The organism is Photorhabdus heterorhabditis (genome assembly GCF_001280945.1).
Taxonomy (GTDB): domain Bacteria; phylum Pseudomonadota; class Gammaproteobacteria; order Enterobacterales; family Enterobacteriaceae; genus Photorhabdus; species Photorhabdus heterorhabditis.
This window is the reverse complement of record NZ_LJCS01000029.1, coordinates 37,135-54,323: the sequence shown is the minus strand read 5'-3', so window position 1 is coordinate 54,323 and position 17,189 is coordinate 37,135. Positions and strand designations below refer to the sequence as shown.

Genomic DNA, 17,189 nt, shown 5'->3' with positions numbered 1-17,189 from the left:
AATAGAGGGATGTTAAATAATTATAAAAATAATAACATTCAATAACGCACAATCACCCCACAATTAAATAAAATATTCAATAATTTCAATCAAATAAAGCACAATTGAATATAAAATTATTTACTTTAAAATACATTCGCAATTCTATAGCAACTAAGGAATAAATATATTATCGAGAGTAAAATTGGAATATTTTTATTATTACCTTTAAAAGTATTATTATTCATTAAATGAGAATGACATGTAAATAAAAAACAATAAAAGAACAATCAACATTTCCACATAGTTATTTAATTCATAAATTTATATTTATTATATTCTCTCTTTAAAAAATTTTAACCAGATATATACAATTATTTTCTCTAATATGTATATATCTGTCTTTATAATTTAATCAACCAGCGATAACTGTTGCCGTAAATATGTGCCTGAGCCTAACAATCCAGGTTGTGGATGAGTAATCAAATAAACAGGAATCTGTTGTATTAATGTTTTAAAGCGCCCTTTATCTTCAAACCCATGCAAAAAATCTGACTGCTTAAAGAAATCAAGAAATCGTGGCACTATACCACCAGCGATGTACACACCCCCAAAAGTTCCCAGATTTAACGCCAAATTTCCGCCAAATCTCCCCATGATTTCACAAAATAACGAGAGAGCACGATGGCAATATTGGCAACTTTCATCTAATGCTCGCTGTGTCACTGTTTCTGGTTCCAAATCTTCCGGCTGATTATGGTTCAAAATAGTAATAGCCTGATAGAGATTCACCAGCCCACTACCAGACAAGATTCTTTCGACTGAAACATGGCCTAGCTTGCGACGTAAAACAGCCAATATTGCATCTTGCTCTTCACTATTCGCTGCAAAATCCACATGACCACCCTCACCTGGCAAACTTATCCATTGCTTGTCTACTTTTATCAGATGAGCGACTCCAAGGCCAGTTCCAGCTCCGTAAACAGCAACCGGTTTATCTTCAACTGCTTTTCCCCCACCCAACTGAACTTTGTATTCCTCTGTCAACATGGGAATAGCCATAGAAACGGCAGTAAAGTCATTAATAACATCTAATTTTTCTAGCCCAAGCGTCTGTTTTAGCTCACTAATAGAGAATGCCCATTGGTGATTAGTCATTTCTACCCAATCTCCACTTATCGGGCAAGCAATAGCGATACAAGCACAAGTTACTACTGTATTTTGCTCGGCCAAATAGTGGCTAATAATAGACTCTAATCCAGCGTATTGTCTTGCGCTATATGTTTCAATCTGCTCAATAGCCCCATTTTTCAAATTACAAAGTGCCAATCTGGCATTCGTGCCACCAATATCAGCCACCAGTCCGTAGAGGTTCATTTTTATATCCCAATAATTAACTAGTACAACAATATATGTAAAGCTTATCCCATCTGGAATTATTGGTATATAGATAGTTTGAGCGCGAATAACGCGCATAATCAAGGCATGCACGTAGTATATGAAGTTAGTTTGTTCCAACTCGAACATATGATCTACTGATTAAAAATCAACCGTTCTACCAACTGAGCTAACGGCCCATTTAAGATGGTATTTCGATTGAAATGCGCTTTTTTGAAGGTGGGTCGTGCAGGATGACTCGGGCTACGCCCTCGCCTTTCAGGCCAGCGCGAATGCGCTGTTGTCTCGCTTCGCTCGGCTCAAACCTGCGACCAATTGATTAAAAGTCAACTGCTCTACCGACTACGCTAATGACCTATTCAGGAAATTTGTTTTTGAATGAAACTTTAAGATGGTGGGTCGTGCAGGATTCGAACCTGCGACCAATTGATTAAAAGTCAACTGCTCTACCGACTGAGCTAACGACCCATCTAAGATGGTATTTCGATTGAAATGCGCTTTTTTGAATGGTGGGTCGTGCAGGATTCGAACCTGCGACCAATTGATTAAAAGTCAACTGCTCTACCGACTGAGCTAACGACCCATGCCAAAAATATGCAATATTGCTGGAACAATCTAATGAAGTGGTGGGCGATACCAGATTCGAACTGATGACCCCCTCCTTGTAAGGGAGATGCTCTACCAACTGAGCTAATCGCCCACTTCAAAGGACTATCACTGCATTTTATATCACTAAATTTATGATTGGTGGGCGATACCAGATTCGAACTGATGACCCCCTCCTTGTAAGGGAGATGCTCTACCAACTGAGCTAATCGCCCAATCATAAAATCATTTCTATCACAACGAGATGGTGGGCGATACCAGATTCGAACTGATGACCCCCTCCTTGTAAGGGAGATGCTCTACCAACTGAGCTAATCGCCCCGTCGTGATGGAGTCGCATTATAGGGATAGTTCAGGATGAGTCAACGCTTTTTCTAGGTAAAAATATCGTTCGTCTCAAAATTAAACAAATGTGAGATAATTATCATCACTTAGAGTCCAGTTTAAGCAGATATGCTGACTTTTCTCAACAACATCCCGCCAACAGCATTGAGGAATTAAAGTGCAGTGATAAAATAACTCCCCATTTTGTTACTTTAAATTACCAATAACGTTCATTGAAAAGTGAAACGTAGTTAAGGCAATCCTCAATGCGTAAAATTAAAACCCGTTTTGCACCAAGCCCAACTGGCTATCTCCATGTTGGTGGTGCACGTACCGCACTTTATTCCTGGTTATACAGCCGCCATAATGAGGGCGAATTTGTCTTACGTATCGAAGATACTGACCTTGAACGCTCAACTCAGGAAGCCATTGATGCCATTATGGATGGTATGAACTGGTTAAATCTGAATTGGGATGAAGGCCCTTTTTATCAGACAAAGCGTTTTGATCGTTATAACCAAGTCATTGATCAAATGCTAGAACAAGGAACGGCTTATCACTGCTACTGTTCTAAAGATCGTCTGGATGAATTACGTGAAACTCAGATGACCAATGGCGAGAAGCCTCGCTATGACGGTCGTTGTCGTGATAGTCAATGTCAGCATAACCCAGATCAACCCCATGTTGTTCGTTTCCGCAATCCACAGGAAGGCTCGGTTATTTTTAACGATAGTATCCGTGGTCCAATTGAATTCAGTAATCAGGAACTTGATGATCTGATTATCCGCCGTACCGATGGCTCACCAACTTATAATTTCTGTGTTGTTATTGATGATTGGGATATGGAAATTACCCATGTAATTCGCGGGGAAGACCATATCAATAATACCCCACGCCAAATTAATATTCTGAAAGCTCTGGATGCACCAGTTCCAGAATACGCGCATGTTTCGATGATCCTGGGGGATGATGGTAAAAAACTGTCCAAACGCCATGGCGCGGTGAGTGTTATGCAATACCGCGATGATGGCTATCTACCAGAAGCACTGCTGAATTATCTGGTTCGTCTAGGTTGGTCGCACGGTGATCAAGAGATTTTTAGTCTCGAAGAGATGACTGAATTTTTTAGCCTTGATGCTATCAATAAATCTGCTAGTGCATTCAATACAGAAAAACTGCAATGGCTGAACCATCATTATATTAATACTCTACCCCCAGAGGAAGTTGCTGTTCATCTGGCGTGGCATATTGAGCAGCAAGGCATTGATACCCGTAATGGCCCACAGTTGATTGATCTGATTAAATTATTAGGTGAACGCTGTAAAACTCTGAAAGAAATAGCTGAATCCTGCCGCTACTTTTATGAAGATTTTGCTGAGTTTGATGCAGATGCAGCGAAGAAACATTTGCGTCCAGTTGCCCGTCAACCTCTTGAAGTTGTTCACTCGAAGCTGGCTTCAATGACTGACTGGACAGCAGAAAATGTTCATCACGCCATTCAATCTACAGCTGATGAACTGGAAGTTGGTATGGGTAAAGTCGGTATGCCGCTGCGCGTGGCTGCCACTGGTGCCGGACAGTCTCCAGGTCTAGATGTGACTATTCATGCTATCGGACAAACTCGTACTCTGTCTCGTATTAATCAGGCTCTGGAGTTCATTGCTCAGCGTGAAACCCAACAGTAATTAATGCGACAAAGGCATCACTGGCTCTATGGTGATGCCTTCTGCTTTTAAAAAAGGTTTTCGTTTAGTTTGCTCACATTATTCACTCTCTAATCCGCCTTCCATATCACGGCAACCCATTGCTTAACCTTTATTTTGTCGATTTATCACAAAACTGATGGCTTTTTCAACGTTTGTTTTGAGAATGATAAGTTAGTCGTTGACAGTATTTGCTGGGTTTCATATTATGCGCCCCGTTCCATTAATTTTGATTGGGGCTATAGCTCAGCTGGGAGAGCGCTTGCATGGCATGCAAGAGGTCAGCGGTTCGATCCCGCTTAGCTCCACCAAATACTTTCACCAAAGTAAAGTATTTGGTACTAAAATTAGGAAAAGTTACAAGCGTGGGGCTATAGCTCAGCTGGGAGAGCGCTTGCATGGCATGCAAGAGGTCAGCGGTTCGATCCCGCTTAGCTCCACCAAAATTATCAGGCCCTGAAAGCTATGCTTTCAGGGCCTTTTGCTTATCACTGTTTATCACCTTCATATTAATAAACCCTTACTTTGGCTGGTTATTCTTCAACGGTTTTACCAGCGAATCTAACCCTTCTATTTTTATTGCCAAAGTCATCTCCATCAGTACACCTAATTTGCCTTGTGGAAATTCACCCTTACGGGAGAACCACAATAAGTATTCTTCTGGTAAATCAATGAGTACCCGACCTTTATATTTACCAAATGGCATAACGGTATTAGCAATCTCTATCAGGTTTTCTTTTTCCATAACTTGCATATATATCAATTAAAAAAGGTAGTATCAGTTTACGGAGTAAAGAAGAAATATGCGAAAGGAAATAAAGAAAAGCTGCATCATCCATGACGCAATATCCCACGATCAAACTTTACATTTTTACAGCACCAAACCTGCAATAGCTGCGGATAGAAAACTAACAAGAGTTGAACCAAACAGTAATTTCAGACCAAAGCGAGAAACTACGTTACCCTGTTTTTCATCCAAGCCCTTAATCGCACCTGCAACAATCCCAATTGACGAGAAGTTAGCAAAAGAAACCAAAAATACCGATAAAATACCCAGTGAACGCGGAGAAAGTTCTGTAGCAACTGACTGCAAGCTATGCATCGCAACAAATTCGTTAGAAACCAGTTTGGTTGCCATGATACTGCCAACCTTCAGCGCTTCATCCGCAGGGATACCAATCACCCAAGCGAATGGATAAAACACATAACCCAATGTTTCCTGGAAGTCCTTATCAAAAATCATGCTAAACAGCGCGTTAATAGCGGCAATCAGAGCAATGAAACCAATCAACATCGCAGCAACAATCAGTGCCACTTTAAAACCAGCCAAAATATATTCACCTAGCATTTCAAAGAAACTTTGACCTTCATGAAGATTGCTCATTTGAATATCTTCTTCACTGTCAACATCATACGGGTTAATTAGTGACAGAATGATAAAAGTACTGAACATATTAAGCACCAGTGCCGCCACAACATATTTAGGCTCCAGAATTGTCATGTAAGCACCAACTATCGACATAGAAACCGTTGACATCGCAGTCGCGGCCATTGTGTACATTCGGCGCTCAGACATTTTGCCCAGCACATCTTTATAGGCAATAAAATTTTCAGATTGACCAAGTACCAAAGAACTAACCGCATTGAATGATTCCAACTTACCCATGCCGTTAACTTTAGACAACAGAGTACCAATAACCCGGATGACGATTGGTAATACATTGATATGCTGTAAAATCCCAATCAGGGCGGAGATAAAGATAATCGGACACAATACATTCAGAAAGAAAAATGCCAGTTTTGCATCCATCATGCCGCCAAAAATAAATTCAGTTCCTTCACCCGCAAATTTCAGCAATTGCTCAAACAAGCCAGCAAATCCCATGACAAATTCCTGACCAACACCAGAATTCAGGAAAAACCACGCCAGAGCAAGCTCAATAACAAGCAGCTGAATAATATAGCGAGGACGAATCCCTTTACGGTTACTACTCGCCAGAATAGCAAGGCCACCAATAACAACCAGAGCTAAAAGGAAATGCAGGATCTGAGACATATCATACTCCAAACATGAGAAAACTAGTTTATACCTGTTATCTTTCAAGTTGCCTCTTTGTTGGCTGCACTCACTCACCCCGGTCACAGAGTTATCTATGCTCCCGGGGATTCGCTCCCTGGCCGTCGCGATCCATCTTGAAATCTATTGGGTATATAAATACATTCTATGTAATCATAGTTAACAAAATGGGATAAATATCACACTATGTTGAAATAATTTTTGTCCTAAATCTATATTTAGTAGGATTGATCACATTTTTAGCTGAATCGTATAAATCAGATTTAAAAATACCTCATTGCACATTACGGATTATTGAAAAAATCCCTCAATAATCCGCATGCAAACAAAAAATTATTCACCCAATAAACGGATCATTTCTTCTTCATCAATAACCGAAATATTTAGCTCATGAGCTTTAGCCAATTTTGAGCCAGCAGCTTCACCAGCGATCACCAAATCTGTCTTCTTAGAAACACTGCCGGTAACTTTTGCCCCAAGCGCAATAAGCTTATCTTTGGCTTCATCTCTGGATAACTGATGCAATGAACCAGTGAGCACAATTGTTTTACCCGCAAAGGGGCTGTCAATCTTCTCGGCCTTTGTCACGACAACGGGTTCCCAGTTAATTCCTATATTATCAATCAGCTCATCAATAACTTTTTGATTATGAGGTTCACTGAAGAAGTTAACCACATGTTTCGCCACCACTTCACCAACATCTTGAACTTCTTTCAGTGCTGCTTCATCAGCTGCACGTAATTTATCCAACTCGCCAAAGTGCACGGCCAAATTAGCGGCTGTCGTCTCCCCAACTTCACGGATACCCAAGGCATAAAGGAAACGGGCAAATGTGGTTCTTTTCGCTTTTTCCAGAGCTTCTACCACATTCTGAGCAGATTTCGGCCCCATACGATCAAGCCCGGTTAATTTACCCGCCGTAAGCCTGAAAAGATCTGCGGGGGTTTCGACATATTCCTTATCCACCAGTTGATCGATAATCTTCTCTCCCATACCGTCAACATCCATCGCCCGCCGGGAAACAAAGTGTCTAAGCGCTTCTTTACGCTGAGCACCACATACCAATCCCCCCGTACAACGTGCTACCGCTTCCCCTTCAATCTTCTCAATATCTGCTCCACATACTGGACAATGTTCAGGGAACATCACTTCATCACTGTCTTGCGGCCTTCTGTCCTCCACAACACCTACAACCTGTGGAATAACATCACCAGCACGACGAATAATAACAGTATCACCAATACGCAAACCTAAACGTTCAATCTCATCCGCATTATGCAATGTCGCATTACTCACCGTCACACCAGAAACCTGCACAGGTTCCAAACGCGCTACCGGTGTAATCGCACCAGTACGACCAACTTGAAACTCAATATCGCGAACAATCGTCATCTGTTCCTGAGCAGGGAATTTGAATGCCGTCGCCCAACGTGGCGCACGAGCGACAAAACCTAATGTTTCCTGTAACTCCAGCGAATTCACTTTGACAACAACACCATCGATATCAAATCCTAATGTTGAACGCTGATTCTCAATATCATGATAAAAATCAATAACCTGCTGACTGTTAGTGCAAATCTTAACTTTATTGCTGACTGGCAATCCCCATTTCTTAAACTGTATCAATCGTTCATAGTGACTAGCCGGTAACTCTCCCCCTTCCAGAACACCAACACCATAACAGAAAAAAGACAATGGACGTTTAGCGGTAATACGGGGATCAAGCTGACGCAGGGAGCCAGCTGCCGCATTACGCGGGTTAGCAAATACTTTTGCACCTGTGCGACGAGCCTCTTCATTCAGTTTCTCAAACCCTTTTTGTGGTATAAAAACCTCACCACGGACTTCAATACGGGCAGGAATATTTTCTCCAGTCAGGCGCAGCGGAATCGCGTTGATAGTCCGTACATTCGATGTAATGTTTTCCCCTGTTGTCCCATCACCACGAGTTGCCGCCTGTACCAGTTCACCATTTTCATATAACAGGCTAACTGCCAAACCATCCAGTTTCAGCTCACAGCAAACGACCAAATCCTGATCATCTTTCAGGCGGTCACGTACCCGCTTATCAAATGCCAGATAACTCTCTTCATCAAACACATTATCCAATGACAGCATAGGGATTTTATGGCGAACTTGTTCAAAAGCAGTCAAAGGAGCAGCCCCAACCCGCTGAGTTGGTGAATCAGATGTAATCAGTTCAGGGTATTGTTCCTCAAGAATTTTTAGTTCCTGCATTAACCGATCATACTCTGCATCCGGGATCTCTGGCGCATCCATAACGTGATACAGATATTCATGATGACGCAATGTTTTTCTGAGATGTTCTATTTGTTGAGCAGTTGATTTCATAACTTATAGCCAGCGATAAAAAGCCCCCGACTGGCGGAGGCTTGAATGTTCGATAAGTTGATTATACCTGAGCATCGAGTGTGCTGCGAATACGAGCCTTATATAATTCGATTTTTTGCGGTGTTAACATTTTGCGTTCATCATCAAGCACCACTCCTCCAACATCAGAAGCGATACGCTGAGCGGCCTGCAACATTAGCTTAAAATTCTGATTCGATTCTCCATAAGAGGGTACCATCATAAACATAGAAACCCCTGGAGTAGTAAAATCAACCATCGATTCAGGATTAAATGAACCTGGCTTTACCATATTAGCAAGACTGAATAACACCGGGCCGCTACCTGATGGATTTAGGTGACGGTGAAAAATCTGCATTTCTCCAAACTGGAAACCAGATTGCAGAATGCCTTGCAGCAGTAATTCACCATTCAATACCTGGCCCTGGTGTGCTGCCACATGAAGAACCAAAACAATTTCTTTCGCTTTGGCTCGCTCCTCTTCTGCAACAGTTTTCTCTTTTGCCCCTTCCTGCGATTTTTCTTCCGCCACAGGTGCATTTTTCTCAAACTCTTCCAGCTCTTCGGATTCAAATAATCCAAGCTGCGGTTCCTGCTCTTCTGGTACTGCTTTTCTGGCTGTCGCCTCAGGCTGACGACCAGCAAGCAACGGATCATTGTTCTCTTCAGGAATTGCAACATCAATTGACTGACGGCGCTCAATCACCGACTCAGCTTTATGCTCCTGATGGGGCTTCACCTGCTTATGGGCGTAAGACTTTTGCTGATTGTCGAACACTTCATCTTCACTGTCATCGACGAAACTATTCTGACGATCACGTTTATAACGTTTCACTGGGCGATCACGAAAAAGCGAAGAACGCTCTTTACGGCTGGTCCACAACCCATGTAACAGCAAAGCTATGATTGCTATCGCACCAACAATGATTAATATCAGACGCAAATCCTGCATCATTGCTATCTCTGTTGTTTAAATTAATATGCCACCACGGCAGAACATTTTCTGTATTAACTCTATTTGTCAAATAACACAAGTGCAAGCTTATACACACTTTTCTTCTCAGAAACATGCCTGACAAGCACTTTTTGTTCTTTTTTTGTACAGAACGAGGCTAGTCAGTCGAAAATCCTGCCTATATGATAGCGTTTCAATCATATAGAAGAGAATAGGAAGTATGCTTAATTTGACAAAACCGCCCAAAAATTTGAGCGGCTTTCAATATTTGATGCAAGGTTGCAGATTAATTACTCGACAGGGCATTAAAAGATTCGTTCTATTGCCTTTGCTGGCAAATATTTTGTTACTTGGTGGTTCATTTTGGTGGCTCTACCAGAAACTGGGAAGCTGGGGCGACTGGATATTGAGCAAAGTACCAGATTGGATGCAATGGCTGAGTTATATTTTATGGCCGCTGGCAGTGATTTCTATTCTGCTAATTTTTACTTATTTCTTCAGCACAATAGCAAATTTTATAGCTGCGCCATTTAATGGCTTGCTAGCGGAGAAACTGGAAGCGGATTTAACAGGAATCCCGGCACCAGATACCGGAGTTATAGAACTGGTGAAAGATGTTCCGCGTATCCTAAAACGGGAATTAGTAAAACTGCTCTATTATATTCCACGCGCTCTGCTATTGCTGCTTCTTTATTTCATTCCTGTTATTGGACAAACTGTCGCACCTGTTATCTGGTTTATTTTCAGTGCCTGGATGTTGTCGATTCAATATTGTGATTATCCATTCGATAACCATAAAGTCAGTTTTCCAACAATGCGTCATGCCCTTCGTCAAAATAAAATAGATAATCTGCAATTTGGCGCCACAGTGAGTATGTTAACAATGATCCCTATTGTCAACTTAGTGATTATGCCTATCGCAGTATGCGCTGCCACCGCAATGTGGGTAGATCGCTACCGTGATAAGCATGCAATTCATATTATGCAAAAATATTAATTCAAAGTTATTCTTTTAGACGATAAGAATATATTTAATCTATATTTCCATAAATTGATTGTTGACGTATTATTGACCGGATATCACTAAAGGGAGTTGAAAAACGAGTATGAGTAAAATTTATGAAGATAATTCTTTAACTATTGGTCGTACCCCGTTAGTTCGCTTAAAACACTTTGGTAATGGACGCATTCTGGCAAAAGTGGAATCCCGTAATCCCAGTTTTAGTGTGAAATGTCGCATCGGTTCTAACATGATTTGGGATGCTGAAAAGCGCGGTATTCTGCAACCAGGAAAAGAGCTGGTAGAACCAACGAGTGGCAATACAGGCATAGCACTTGCTTACGTTGCTGCAGCCCGCGGCTACAAATTAACTCTGACTATGCCTGAAACCATGAGTATCGAGCGGCGTAAGCTACTGAAAGCACTGGGAGCAAATCTGGTGCTGACTGAAGGCGTTAAAGGCATGAAAGGTGCCATTGAGAAAGCTAATGAAATTCAGGCCAGTGATCCTGATCGCTATATCATTCTGCAACAGTTCAGCAATCCAGCAAACCCAGAAATCCACGAAAAAACCACAGGGCCAGAAATCTGGGAAGATACAGATGGTGAAGTTGATGTATTCGTTGCTGGTGTAGGTACTGGTGGTACACTAACAGGCGTCACCCGTTATCTCAAAAATACCAAAGGCAAAAATATCACTGCGGTTGCAGTAGAACCCGAAGACTCTCCAGTAATCAGTCAGACTTTAGCCGGTGAAGAAATAAAACCGGGTCCACATAAGATTCAAGGTATTGGCGCTGGTTTTATTCCTGATAACCTTGATCTCAAACTCGTTGATCGGGTTTTCAAAATCAGTAATGAAGAAGCTATCAAAACTGCCCGTGAAATCACGATGAAAGAAGGCATTCTCGCGGGTATTTCCTCTGGTGCAACTGTTGCAGCTGCGGTGAAACTTTCCCAAGAACCAGACTTTAAAGATAAAAATATCGTTGTCATTCTGGCTTCATCAGGTGAACGTTATCTGAGCAGCGTGCTGTTTGCTGACTTATCCGATGAATAAAAGTATCTGAGTAAATTACTTAGTTTTATTGATAAAAAAGCACCTAAATGGTGCTTTTTCTGTGTAGTAGATCAAATTTTTACACTTTGCCAGATGATTTATTACAATGGGTTTAGTATTTAACCAATAATAATTATTTCGATGCTCGAAATTAATTAACAGAAGTAGTAGTTTCGGTTAAGGAGTTCTACGATCTATACCCTATAGATTTCAAGATGCATCGCGACGGCAAGGGAGTGAATCCCCAGGAGCATAGATAACTATGTGACCGGGGTGAGCGAGTGCAGCCAACAAAGAGGCAACTTGAAAGATGATGAGTATATCTTTACTTCAAACTATCAATCAGAAGCATCGGAAGAAACAATTTTTTAATAATGAATACTCAGGTTAAGATTTATCCACTATACATAGTCTTAGCTTAACAGCAGAAATCTAAGTTAATTGAGGAAACGTTATGTTCCAGCAAGAAGTCACTATTACCGCGCCAAATGGCCTACACACCCGCCCGGCTGCACAGTTCGTTAAAGAAGCAAAAAGTTTCGCCTCCGACATTACGCTAACTTCCAGCGGCAAAACTGCCAGTGCGAAAAGCCTGTTTAAACTGCAAACTTTAGGACTGACTCAAGGCACCGTTGTGACCATCTCTGCTGAAGGTGAGGATGAGCAAAAAGCAATCGAACACTTGGTTAAATTAATGGCAGAACTGGAATAACACCCTGTTAGCCACAAAGCCAGCCAAGATTCAGACGTTATGAATAAACCGATATTCACTTAGCCGTTCTCCATCCCCGGATAAACATTTATCTGGGGATGTCAGTTTAAATGCATATCCTAAAACAGCAAACCATTTGCAGGCTGGCTCTTTAAAAAATAATTATTAGTAGTTAGGTAACATTATGATTTCAGGCATCTTAGTATCACCAGGCATCGCTTTCGGTAAGGCTCTATTACTGAAAGAAGACCCCATCATCATTAATCAGAAAAAAATCAACCAAGAACAAGTCGAGCAGGAAATCTCCCATTTCAAGCAGGGTCGTGAAAAAGCCTCATCTCAATTAGAAATAATCAAGAATATAGCAGCAAAAAACCTCGGAGAAGAAAAAGCAGAAATCTTCGAAGGACACATTATGCTGCTGGAAGATGAAGAACTTGAACAAGAAATTATTTCGTTAATCAAAAATGATCTCAAAGCTGCGGATGCTGCGGTTTATTCCGTTATTGAAACTCAGGCCCATGCTCTTGAGGAATTGGATGATGAATACCTGAAAGAACGCGCCACAGACGTGCGTGATATCGGTAAACGCTTACTGAAAAACATTCTAGGTATGCCTATTGTCGATCTTGGTTCAATTTCAGAAGAAGTGGTTCTGGTTGCCAGCGACCTGACCCCCTCTGAAACTGCACAACTCAATCTGGAAAAAGTGCTTGGTTTCATTACTGATTTCGGTGGCCGCACTTCCCACACATCAATCATGGCTCGTTCCCTTGAGCTTCCAGCAATTGTGGGTACGACTAACTCGACAATAGAAATCCAGAATGGTGATTACCTAATCTTGGATGCGGTAAATAACCATATTTATGTCAACCCATCCGATACAGAAATTGAGCAGCTAAAAAAAACCAAAAACGAATATCTGGCAGAAAAAACTGAACTTGCGAAACTGAAAGATCTGCCAGCAATTACACTTGATGGCCATCAAGTTGAAGTCTGCGCCAATATCGGAACTGTTCGGGATGTTGCTGGCGCTGAACGCAACGGTGCCGAAGGTGTCGGTTTATACCGCACAGAATTTTTGTTTATGGATCGTGATTCATTGCCAACAGAGGAAGAACAATTCCTGGCTTATAAAGCTGTTGCTGAGGCAATGGGCAGCCAGGCGGTTATTATACGCACGATGGATATCGGCGGTGATAAAGATCTGCCCTATATGAATCTACCGAAAGAGGAGAATCCATTCCTCGGTTGGCGTGCAATTCGCATTTGCCTTGATCGAAAAGAGATCTTACATTCTCAGTTACGTGCTATTTTACGTGCATCTGCTTTCGGTAAATTACGTATTATGTTTCCAATGATTATTTCTGTAGAAGAAGTACGGGAGCTGAAAGCAGAACTTGAATTACTGAAAGGTCAATTACGTGAAGAAGGCAAAAAATTCGATGAAGCAATTGAAGTGGGTGTGATGGTTGAAACACCAGCTTCCGCGGTTATTGCTCGTCACCTGGCAAAAGAAGTTGACTTTTTCAGTATTGGGACAAACGATTTAACTCAGTATACTCTCGCTGTAGACCGTGGTAACGAGTTGATTTCTCATCTTTATAACCCAATGCTACCAGCAGTATTGAGCCTGATTAAGCAAACCATCGACGCTTCACACGCTGAAGGTAAATGGACGGGGATGTGTGGCGAGCTTGCGGGTGATGAACGTGCTACACTGTTGTTATTAGGTATGGGGCTAGATGAGTTTAGTATGAGTGCGATTTCTATTCCCGGCATCAAAAAAATTATTCGTAATACTCGTTACGAAGATGCAAAGGCACTGGCTGATCAAGCCCTTTCTCAGCCAACTGCCAAGGAATTGATGGAGTTAGTTGATACTTTCATCAAAGAAAAAACACTTTGCTAACAATATCGGTTAAAACGCGGTCCAGTATAAACAATTAGGAGAAGATTCATGGGTCTGTTTGATAAACTGAAATCTCTGGTTTCAGATGATAAAAAAAACAGCGGCACTATTGAAATAATCGCGCCTTTGTCTGGTGAGATTGTCAATATTGAAGATGTTCCAGATGTTGTTTTCGCCGAGAAAATTGTCGGTGACGGTATCGCTATAAAACCTGCTGGCAATAAGATAGTTGCACCTGTTGATGGGACTATTGGCAAAATCTTTGAAACCAACCATGCGTTTTCTATCGAATCGGACAGCGGTATTGAGCTATTTGTCCACTTTGGTATTGATACGGTTGAGCTTAAAGGTGAAGGCTTTAAGCGCATTGCTGAAGAAGGTCAACGTGTGCAGAAGGGAGATTTAGTTTTGGAGTTTGACCTTAAACTCCTCGAAGAAAGAGCGAAATCAACTCTGACACCTGTTGTTATTTCCAACATGGATGAAATTAAAGAGTTATCCAAACTGAGTGGCTCTGTCACTGTTGGCGAAACGCCCATTATGCGGATTAAAAAGTAACAATACTTTCATTTAATATCGAAATACCATTTTCATCTTAAAAAAAACAGCCGACAATTGCGGCTGTTTTTTCATCCCATTATTTAACTTATACCCAATAGATTTCAAGATGGATCGCGACGGCAAGGGAGCGAATCCCCGGGAGCAGAGATAACTATGTCATAGAGAACTCTGTGACCGGGGTGAGTGAGTGCCGCCAACAAAGAGGTAACTTGAAAGATAACAGGTATATCTAGCCTTCCAATTCAATCATCCGGTAATGTGGGCATCGTTTACCTTTATTGAGACTGTGACTTTTGCCTTTACTTGTTCCGAGTTTTTGATATCTGCCAGCATAACAACATTCGGGCTGCCTGCTGTGTTCCTCTTTTCAGCCTATGAAATAAACTCAGAACGATACTGACAGATATTTTAATCAGATTAATTAAATACTCCGGTAGAAAGATATCTGTCACCACGATCACAGATAATTGCAACAATTACAGCGTCCGGGTTTTGAACTGCCACTTTTAATGCGCCAGCAACAGCACCACCAGAACTAACCCCACAAAAAATCCCTTCTTTCCGGGCTAATAAGCGCATGGTGTCTTCAGCTTCCTTCTGAGTAATATCCAGTACCTTATCCACCAGCTCCTTTTGAAAAATACCCGGCAGATAGGCTGGCGACCAACGACGAATACCTGGGATATGACTATTTTCAGCTGGCTGTAATCCAATAACTTGAACACTATCAGACTGGCTTTTCAAATAGCGACTAACACCGGTAATTGTCCCCGTTGTTCCCATACTGGAAACAAAATGTGTAATACGCCCTTTTGTTTGTTGCCAAATTTCGGGTCCTGTAGTGGTAAAATGTGCCAATGGATTATCCGGGTTATTGAATTGATCAAGAACCTTGCCTTCACCATTACGCTCCATTTGTTGCGCTAAATCACGTGCACCTTCCATACCCACTTCTTTACTCACCAAAATAAGTTCTGCACCATAAGCACGCATAGAAGCCTGACGTTCAAGACTCATATTGTCAGGCATCAATAATTTAAGCTGATAACCTTTTACCGCAGCGATCATTGCCAACGCGATACCTGTATTTCCACTAGTTGCTTCAATTAATACGTCACCAGGAGAAATTTCACCTCGTAATTCAGCCTGCTGAATCATTGACAGCGCTGCCCTATCTTTTATTGAACCAGCTGGGTTATTTCCTTCAAGTTTTATCCATATTTCCACACCCAACTGATCAGTCATTCGTTGTAATTTTACCAGTGGGGTATTACCTATAAAGTGTTCCAAGCTTGCCACAGCTATTACCTAATTTTTATTTAATAGAAAAGCGAAATAACCATATTCAGAAATATATCACAAGACTTTAAATAAAAAATGCTCATCTCTTGGCGGTAAAGAGACGAGCAAATGGTACCAACCAAAATTTAAATTATTATCAAGCGGTCTGGGCTAAACTAAGGGCTTGCAGTTGTTTATCACCAGCATATAACCGGGCTTCAGTACCACCAATAAAATAACGGCTCCCTCTTGTCGGTACTGAAGTTTCATCAAACCAAACAATAGCAACCGACTCCTGATGCCACCCTAAAGGCTGAACAGAGAGCTGCCAAAAATGTCCACGAGGACTGACCTCCGTTACCTGTACTGGCAGTGGGCTAGATGGTGTAGGCTGCGGATTCATCATGACTTCCCACGGGCGCAGGAAGACATCAACACTCCCCTGATGGATTGGTGTTACATTGAGGGGCAAGTGCTGCCCGCCAATCAAAAGCTGAGAACCTTTAATCTCACCACAAAAATGGTTAACCTCACCCAAAAATTCCATGACAAAACGACTTGCCGGATAACGCCATACCTCTTGTGGCGTGCCGACTTGTTCAATATTACCCTGGCTCATGACGACAATCCGATCAGCCACTTCCATAGCTTCTTCCTGATCATGAGTTACAAAAACGCTGGTAAATTTCAATTCTTCATGAAGCCGACGCAACCACCGACGTAACTCCATTCTTACCTGAGCATCCAGTGCACCAAATGGCTCATCCAGTAACAAAATTTGGGGTTCAACAGCCAGTGCCCTCGCCAGTGCTACCCGTTGTTTTTGCCCACCAGAAAGCTGTGACGGATAACGTTCAGCGAGATGAGTCAGTTGCACCATCTCCAACAGTTCCATCACCTTACGGCGAATAGAAGCCGTATCCGGGCGCTTACGTCGTGGAAGTACTGTCAACCCGAAGGCAACGTTATCAAATACGGTCATATGCCGAAACAACGCATAATGCTGAAATACAAATCCAACCTGCCGGTCTTTGGCATGCATGCGACTAACATCCTGCCCATGGAAACTCAGCTTTCCCGAAGTCTGTTGTTCCAGACCAGCAATAATCCTCAACAAGGTTGTTTTACCGGAGCCTGACGGACCAAGCAGAGCGACCATTTCTCCGGAAAAAATATTCAGAGTGATATCGCTCAGAACCTGAGTCCGACCAAAATATTTACTGATGTTGTTAATTTCAATACTCATATTCG

General features: G+C 41.8%; 13 protein-coding genes and 9 tRNA genes. 8 read left to right on the top strand and 14 right to left on the bottom strand.

The window, feature by feature from the left end; all coding sequences use genetic code 11:
• Positions 1-390: 390 nt before the first annotated feature.
• From glk to AM629_RS11615, 8 genes are all read right to left on the bottom strand, one after another.
• A complete protein-coding gene (gene glk / locus AM629_RS11645) occupies positions 391-1,356 on the bottom strand; it encodes a glucokinase (protein WP_054479107.1) in 966 nt (321 codons plus the stop codon).
• A 111-nt stretch (positions 1,357-1,467) separates the two neighbouring features.
• Positions 1,468-1,553: transfer RNA gene (locus tag AM629_RS23430), tRNA-Lys, on the bottom strand.
• A 44-nt stretch (positions 1,554-1,597) separates the two neighbouring features.
• A tRNA-Lys gene (locus tag AM629_RS23425) sits at positions 1,598-1,733 on the bottom strand.
• Positions 1,734-1,769: 36 nt separating this feature from the next.
• A tRNA-Lys gene (locus tag AM629_RS11635) sits at positions 1,770-1,845 on the bottom strand.
• Between the two features lie 39 nt (positions 1,846-1,884).
• Positions 1,885-1,960: transfer RNA gene (locus tag AM629_RS11630), tRNA-Lys, on the bottom strand.
• A 41-nt stretch (positions 1,961-2,001) separates the two neighbouring features.
• Positions 2,002-2,077 (bottom strand) — tRNA-Val (locus AM629_RS11625).
• Positions 2,078-2,122: 45 nt separating this feature from the next.
• Positions 2,123-2,198: transfer RNA gene (locus AM629_RS11620), tRNA-Val, on the bottom strand.
• A gap of 30 nt (positions 2,199-2,228) precedes the next feature.
• Positions 2,229-2,304, bottom strand: a tRNA-Val gene (locus tag AM629_RS11615).
• A 269-nt stretch (positions 2,305-2,573) separates the two neighbouring features.
• Here AM629_RS11615 and gltX point away from each other — a divergent pair.
• The 3 genes from gltX to AM629_RS11600 all read left to right on the top strand — a co-directional run bounded on the left by gltX (position 2,574) and on the right by AM629_RS11600 (position 4,453).
• Complete coding sequence (gene gltX / locus AM629_RS11610) at positions 2,574-3,992, top strand: glutamate--tRNA ligase (protein ID WP_054479105.1); 1,419 nt, start codon at positions 2,574-2,576, stop codon at positions 3,990-3,992.
• A gap of 253 nt (positions 3,993-4,245) precedes the next feature.
• Positions 4,246-4,321: transfer RNA gene (locus tag AM629_RS11605), tRNA-Ala, on the top strand.
• Between the two features lie 56 nt (positions 4,322-4,377).
• Positions 4,378-4,453 (top strand) — tRNA-Ala (locus AM629_RS11600).
• A 77-nt stretch (positions 4,454-4,530) separates the two neighbouring features.
• Here AM629_RS11600 and AM629_RS11595 read toward each other — a convergent pair.
• The 4 genes from AM629_RS11595 to zipA all read right to left on the bottom strand — a co-directional run bounded on the left by AM629_RS11595 (position 4,531) and on the right by zipA (position 9,412).
• Entirely contained in the window at positions 4,531-4,755 is a 225-nt protein-coding gene (locus tag AM629_RS11595) for a DUF3820 family protein (protein ID WP_054479110.1), read from the bottom strand.
• A gap of 126 nt (positions 4,756-4,881) precedes the next feature.
• Positions 4,882-6,066 carry a NupC/NupG family nucleoside CNT transporter gene (locus AM629_RS11590; protein WP_054479103.1) on the bottom strand — a complete coding sequence of 395 codons (1,185 nt, stop codon included), beginning with the start codon at positions 6,064-6,066 and terminating at the stop codon, positions 4,882-4,884.
• A gap of 354 nt (positions 6,067-6,420) precedes the next feature.
• Positions 6,421-8,439, bottom strand: coding sequence for an NAD-dependent DNA ligase LigA (gene ligA, locus AM629_RS11585; RefSeq protein ID WP_054479101.1), 2,019 nt, complete (start codon positions 8,437-8,439; stop codon positions 6,421-6,423).
• Between the two features lie 61 nt (positions 8,440-8,500).
• Positions 8,501-9,412 carry a cell division protein ZipA gene (gene zipA, locus AM629_RS11580; RefSeq protein WP_054479099.1) on the bottom strand — a complete coding sequence of 304 codons (912 nt, stop codon included), beginning with the start codon at positions 9,410-9,412 and terminating at the stop codon, positions 8,501-8,503.
• 220 nt (positions 9,413-9,632) lie between these two features.
• On the opposite strand from zipA, the gene cysZ reads away from it, so the two are divergent.
• From cysZ to crr, 5 genes are all read left to right on the top strand, one after another.
• Positions 9,633-10,409 carry a sulfate transporter CysZ gene (gene cysZ, locus AM629_RS11575; protein ID WP_054479097.1) on the top strand — a complete coding sequence of 259 codons (777 nt, stop codon included), beginning with the start codon at positions 9,633-9,635 and terminating at the stop codon, positions 10,407-10,409.
• A gap of 109 nt (positions 10,410-10,518) precedes the next feature.
• Positions 10,519-11,472 (top strand): cysteine synthase A, encoded by a 954-nt coding sequence (gene cysK / locus AM629_RS11570; protein WP_054479095.1) that lies wholly within the window; start codon positions 10,519-10,521, stop codon positions 11,470-11,472.
• A 454-nt stretch (positions 11,473-11,926) separates the two neighbouring features.
• Positions 11,927-12,184, top strand: coding sequence for a phosphocarrier protein Hpr (gene ptsH, locus AM629_RS11565; RefSeq protein ID WP_054479093.1), 258 nt, complete (start codon positions 11,927-11,929; stop codon positions 12,182-12,184).
• A 184-nt stretch (positions 12,185-12,368) separates the two neighbouring features.
• Positions 12,369-14,096, top strand: a complete 1,728-nt coding sequence (ptsI, locus tag AM629_RS11560; protein ID WP_054479091.1) for a phosphoenolpyruvate-protein phosphotransferase PtsI — start codon at positions 12,369-12,371, stop codon at positions 14,094-14,096.
• 48 nt (positions 14,097-14,144) lie between these two features.
• Positions 14,145-14,654 carry a PTS glucose transporter subunit IIA gene (gene crr, locus AM629_RS11555; RefSeq protein ID WP_015833547.1) on the top strand — a complete coding sequence of 170 codons (510 nt, stop codon included), beginning with the start codon at positions 14,145-14,147 and terminating at the stop codon, positions 14,652-14,654.
• 420 nt (positions 14,655-15,074) lie between these two features.
• On the opposite strand, the gene cysM is transcribed toward crr, so the two are convergent.
• Both cysM and cysA read right to left on the bottom strand, forming a co-directional pair.
• A complete protein-coding gene (cysM, locus tag AM629_RS11550; protein WP_054479089.1) occupies positions 15,075-15,956 on the bottom strand; it encodes a cysteine synthase CysM in 882 nt (293 codons plus the stop codon).
• 139 nt (positions 15,957-16,095) lie between these two features.
• Complete coding sequence (gene cysA / locus AM629_RS11545; RefSeq protein WP_054479088.1) at positions 16,096-17,184, bottom strand: sulfate/thiosulfate ABC transporter ATP-binding protein CysA; 1,089 nt, start codon at positions 17,182-17,184, stop codon at positions 16,096-16,098.
• Positions 17,185-17,189 lie beyond the last annotated feature (5 nt).

Excerpts from the sequence above, each read along its gene's own strand:
- cysA (WP_054479088.1), bottom strand. The coding sequence starts at position 17,184 with ATGAGTATTGAAATTAACAACATCAGTAAATATTTTGGTCGGACTCAG.
- ligA (WP_054479101.1), bottom strand. The coding sequence starts at position 8,439 with ATGAAATCAACTGCTCAACAAATAGAACATCTCAGAAAAACATTGCGT.
- AM629_RS11595 (WP_054479110.1), bottom strand. The coding sequence starts at position 4,755 with ATGGAAAAAGAAAACCTGATAGAGATTGCTAATACCGTTATGCCATTT.
- glk (WP_054479107.1), bottom strand. The coding sequence starts at position 1,356 with ATGAACCTCTACGGACTGGTGGCTGATATTGGTGGCACGAATGCCAGA.
- AM629_RS11590 (WP_054479103.1), bottom strand. The coding sequence starts at position 6,066 with ATGTCTCAGATCCTGCATTTCCTTTTAGCTCTGGTTGTTATTGGTGGC.
- zipA (WP_054479099.1), bottom strand. The coding sequence starts at position 9,412 with ATGATGCAGGATTTGCGTCTGATATTAATCATTGTTGGTGCGATAGCA.
- cysK (WP_054479095.1), top strand. The coding sequence starts at position 10,519 with ATGAGTAAAATTTATGAAGATAATTCTTTAACTATTGGTCGTACCCCG.
- ptsH (WP_054479093.1), top strand. The coding sequence starts at position 11,927 with ATGTTCCAGCAAGAAGTCACTATTACCGCGCCAAATGGCCTACACACC.
- gltX (WP_054479105.1), top strand. The coding sequence starts at position 2,574 with ATGCGTAAAATTAAAACCCGTTTTGCACCAAGCCCAACTGGCTATCTC.
- ptsI (WP_054479091.1), top strand. The coding sequence starts at position 12,369 with ATGATTTCAGGCATCTTAGTATCACCAGGCATCGCTTTCGGTAAGGCT.
- cysZ (WP_054479097.1), top strand. The coding sequence starts at position 9,633 with ATGCTTAATTTGACAAAACCGCCCAAAAATTTGAGCGGCTTTCAATAT.
- crr (WP_015833547.1), top strand. The coding sequence starts at position 14,145 with ATGGGTCTGTTTGATAAACTGAAATCTCTGGTTTCAGATGATAAAAAA.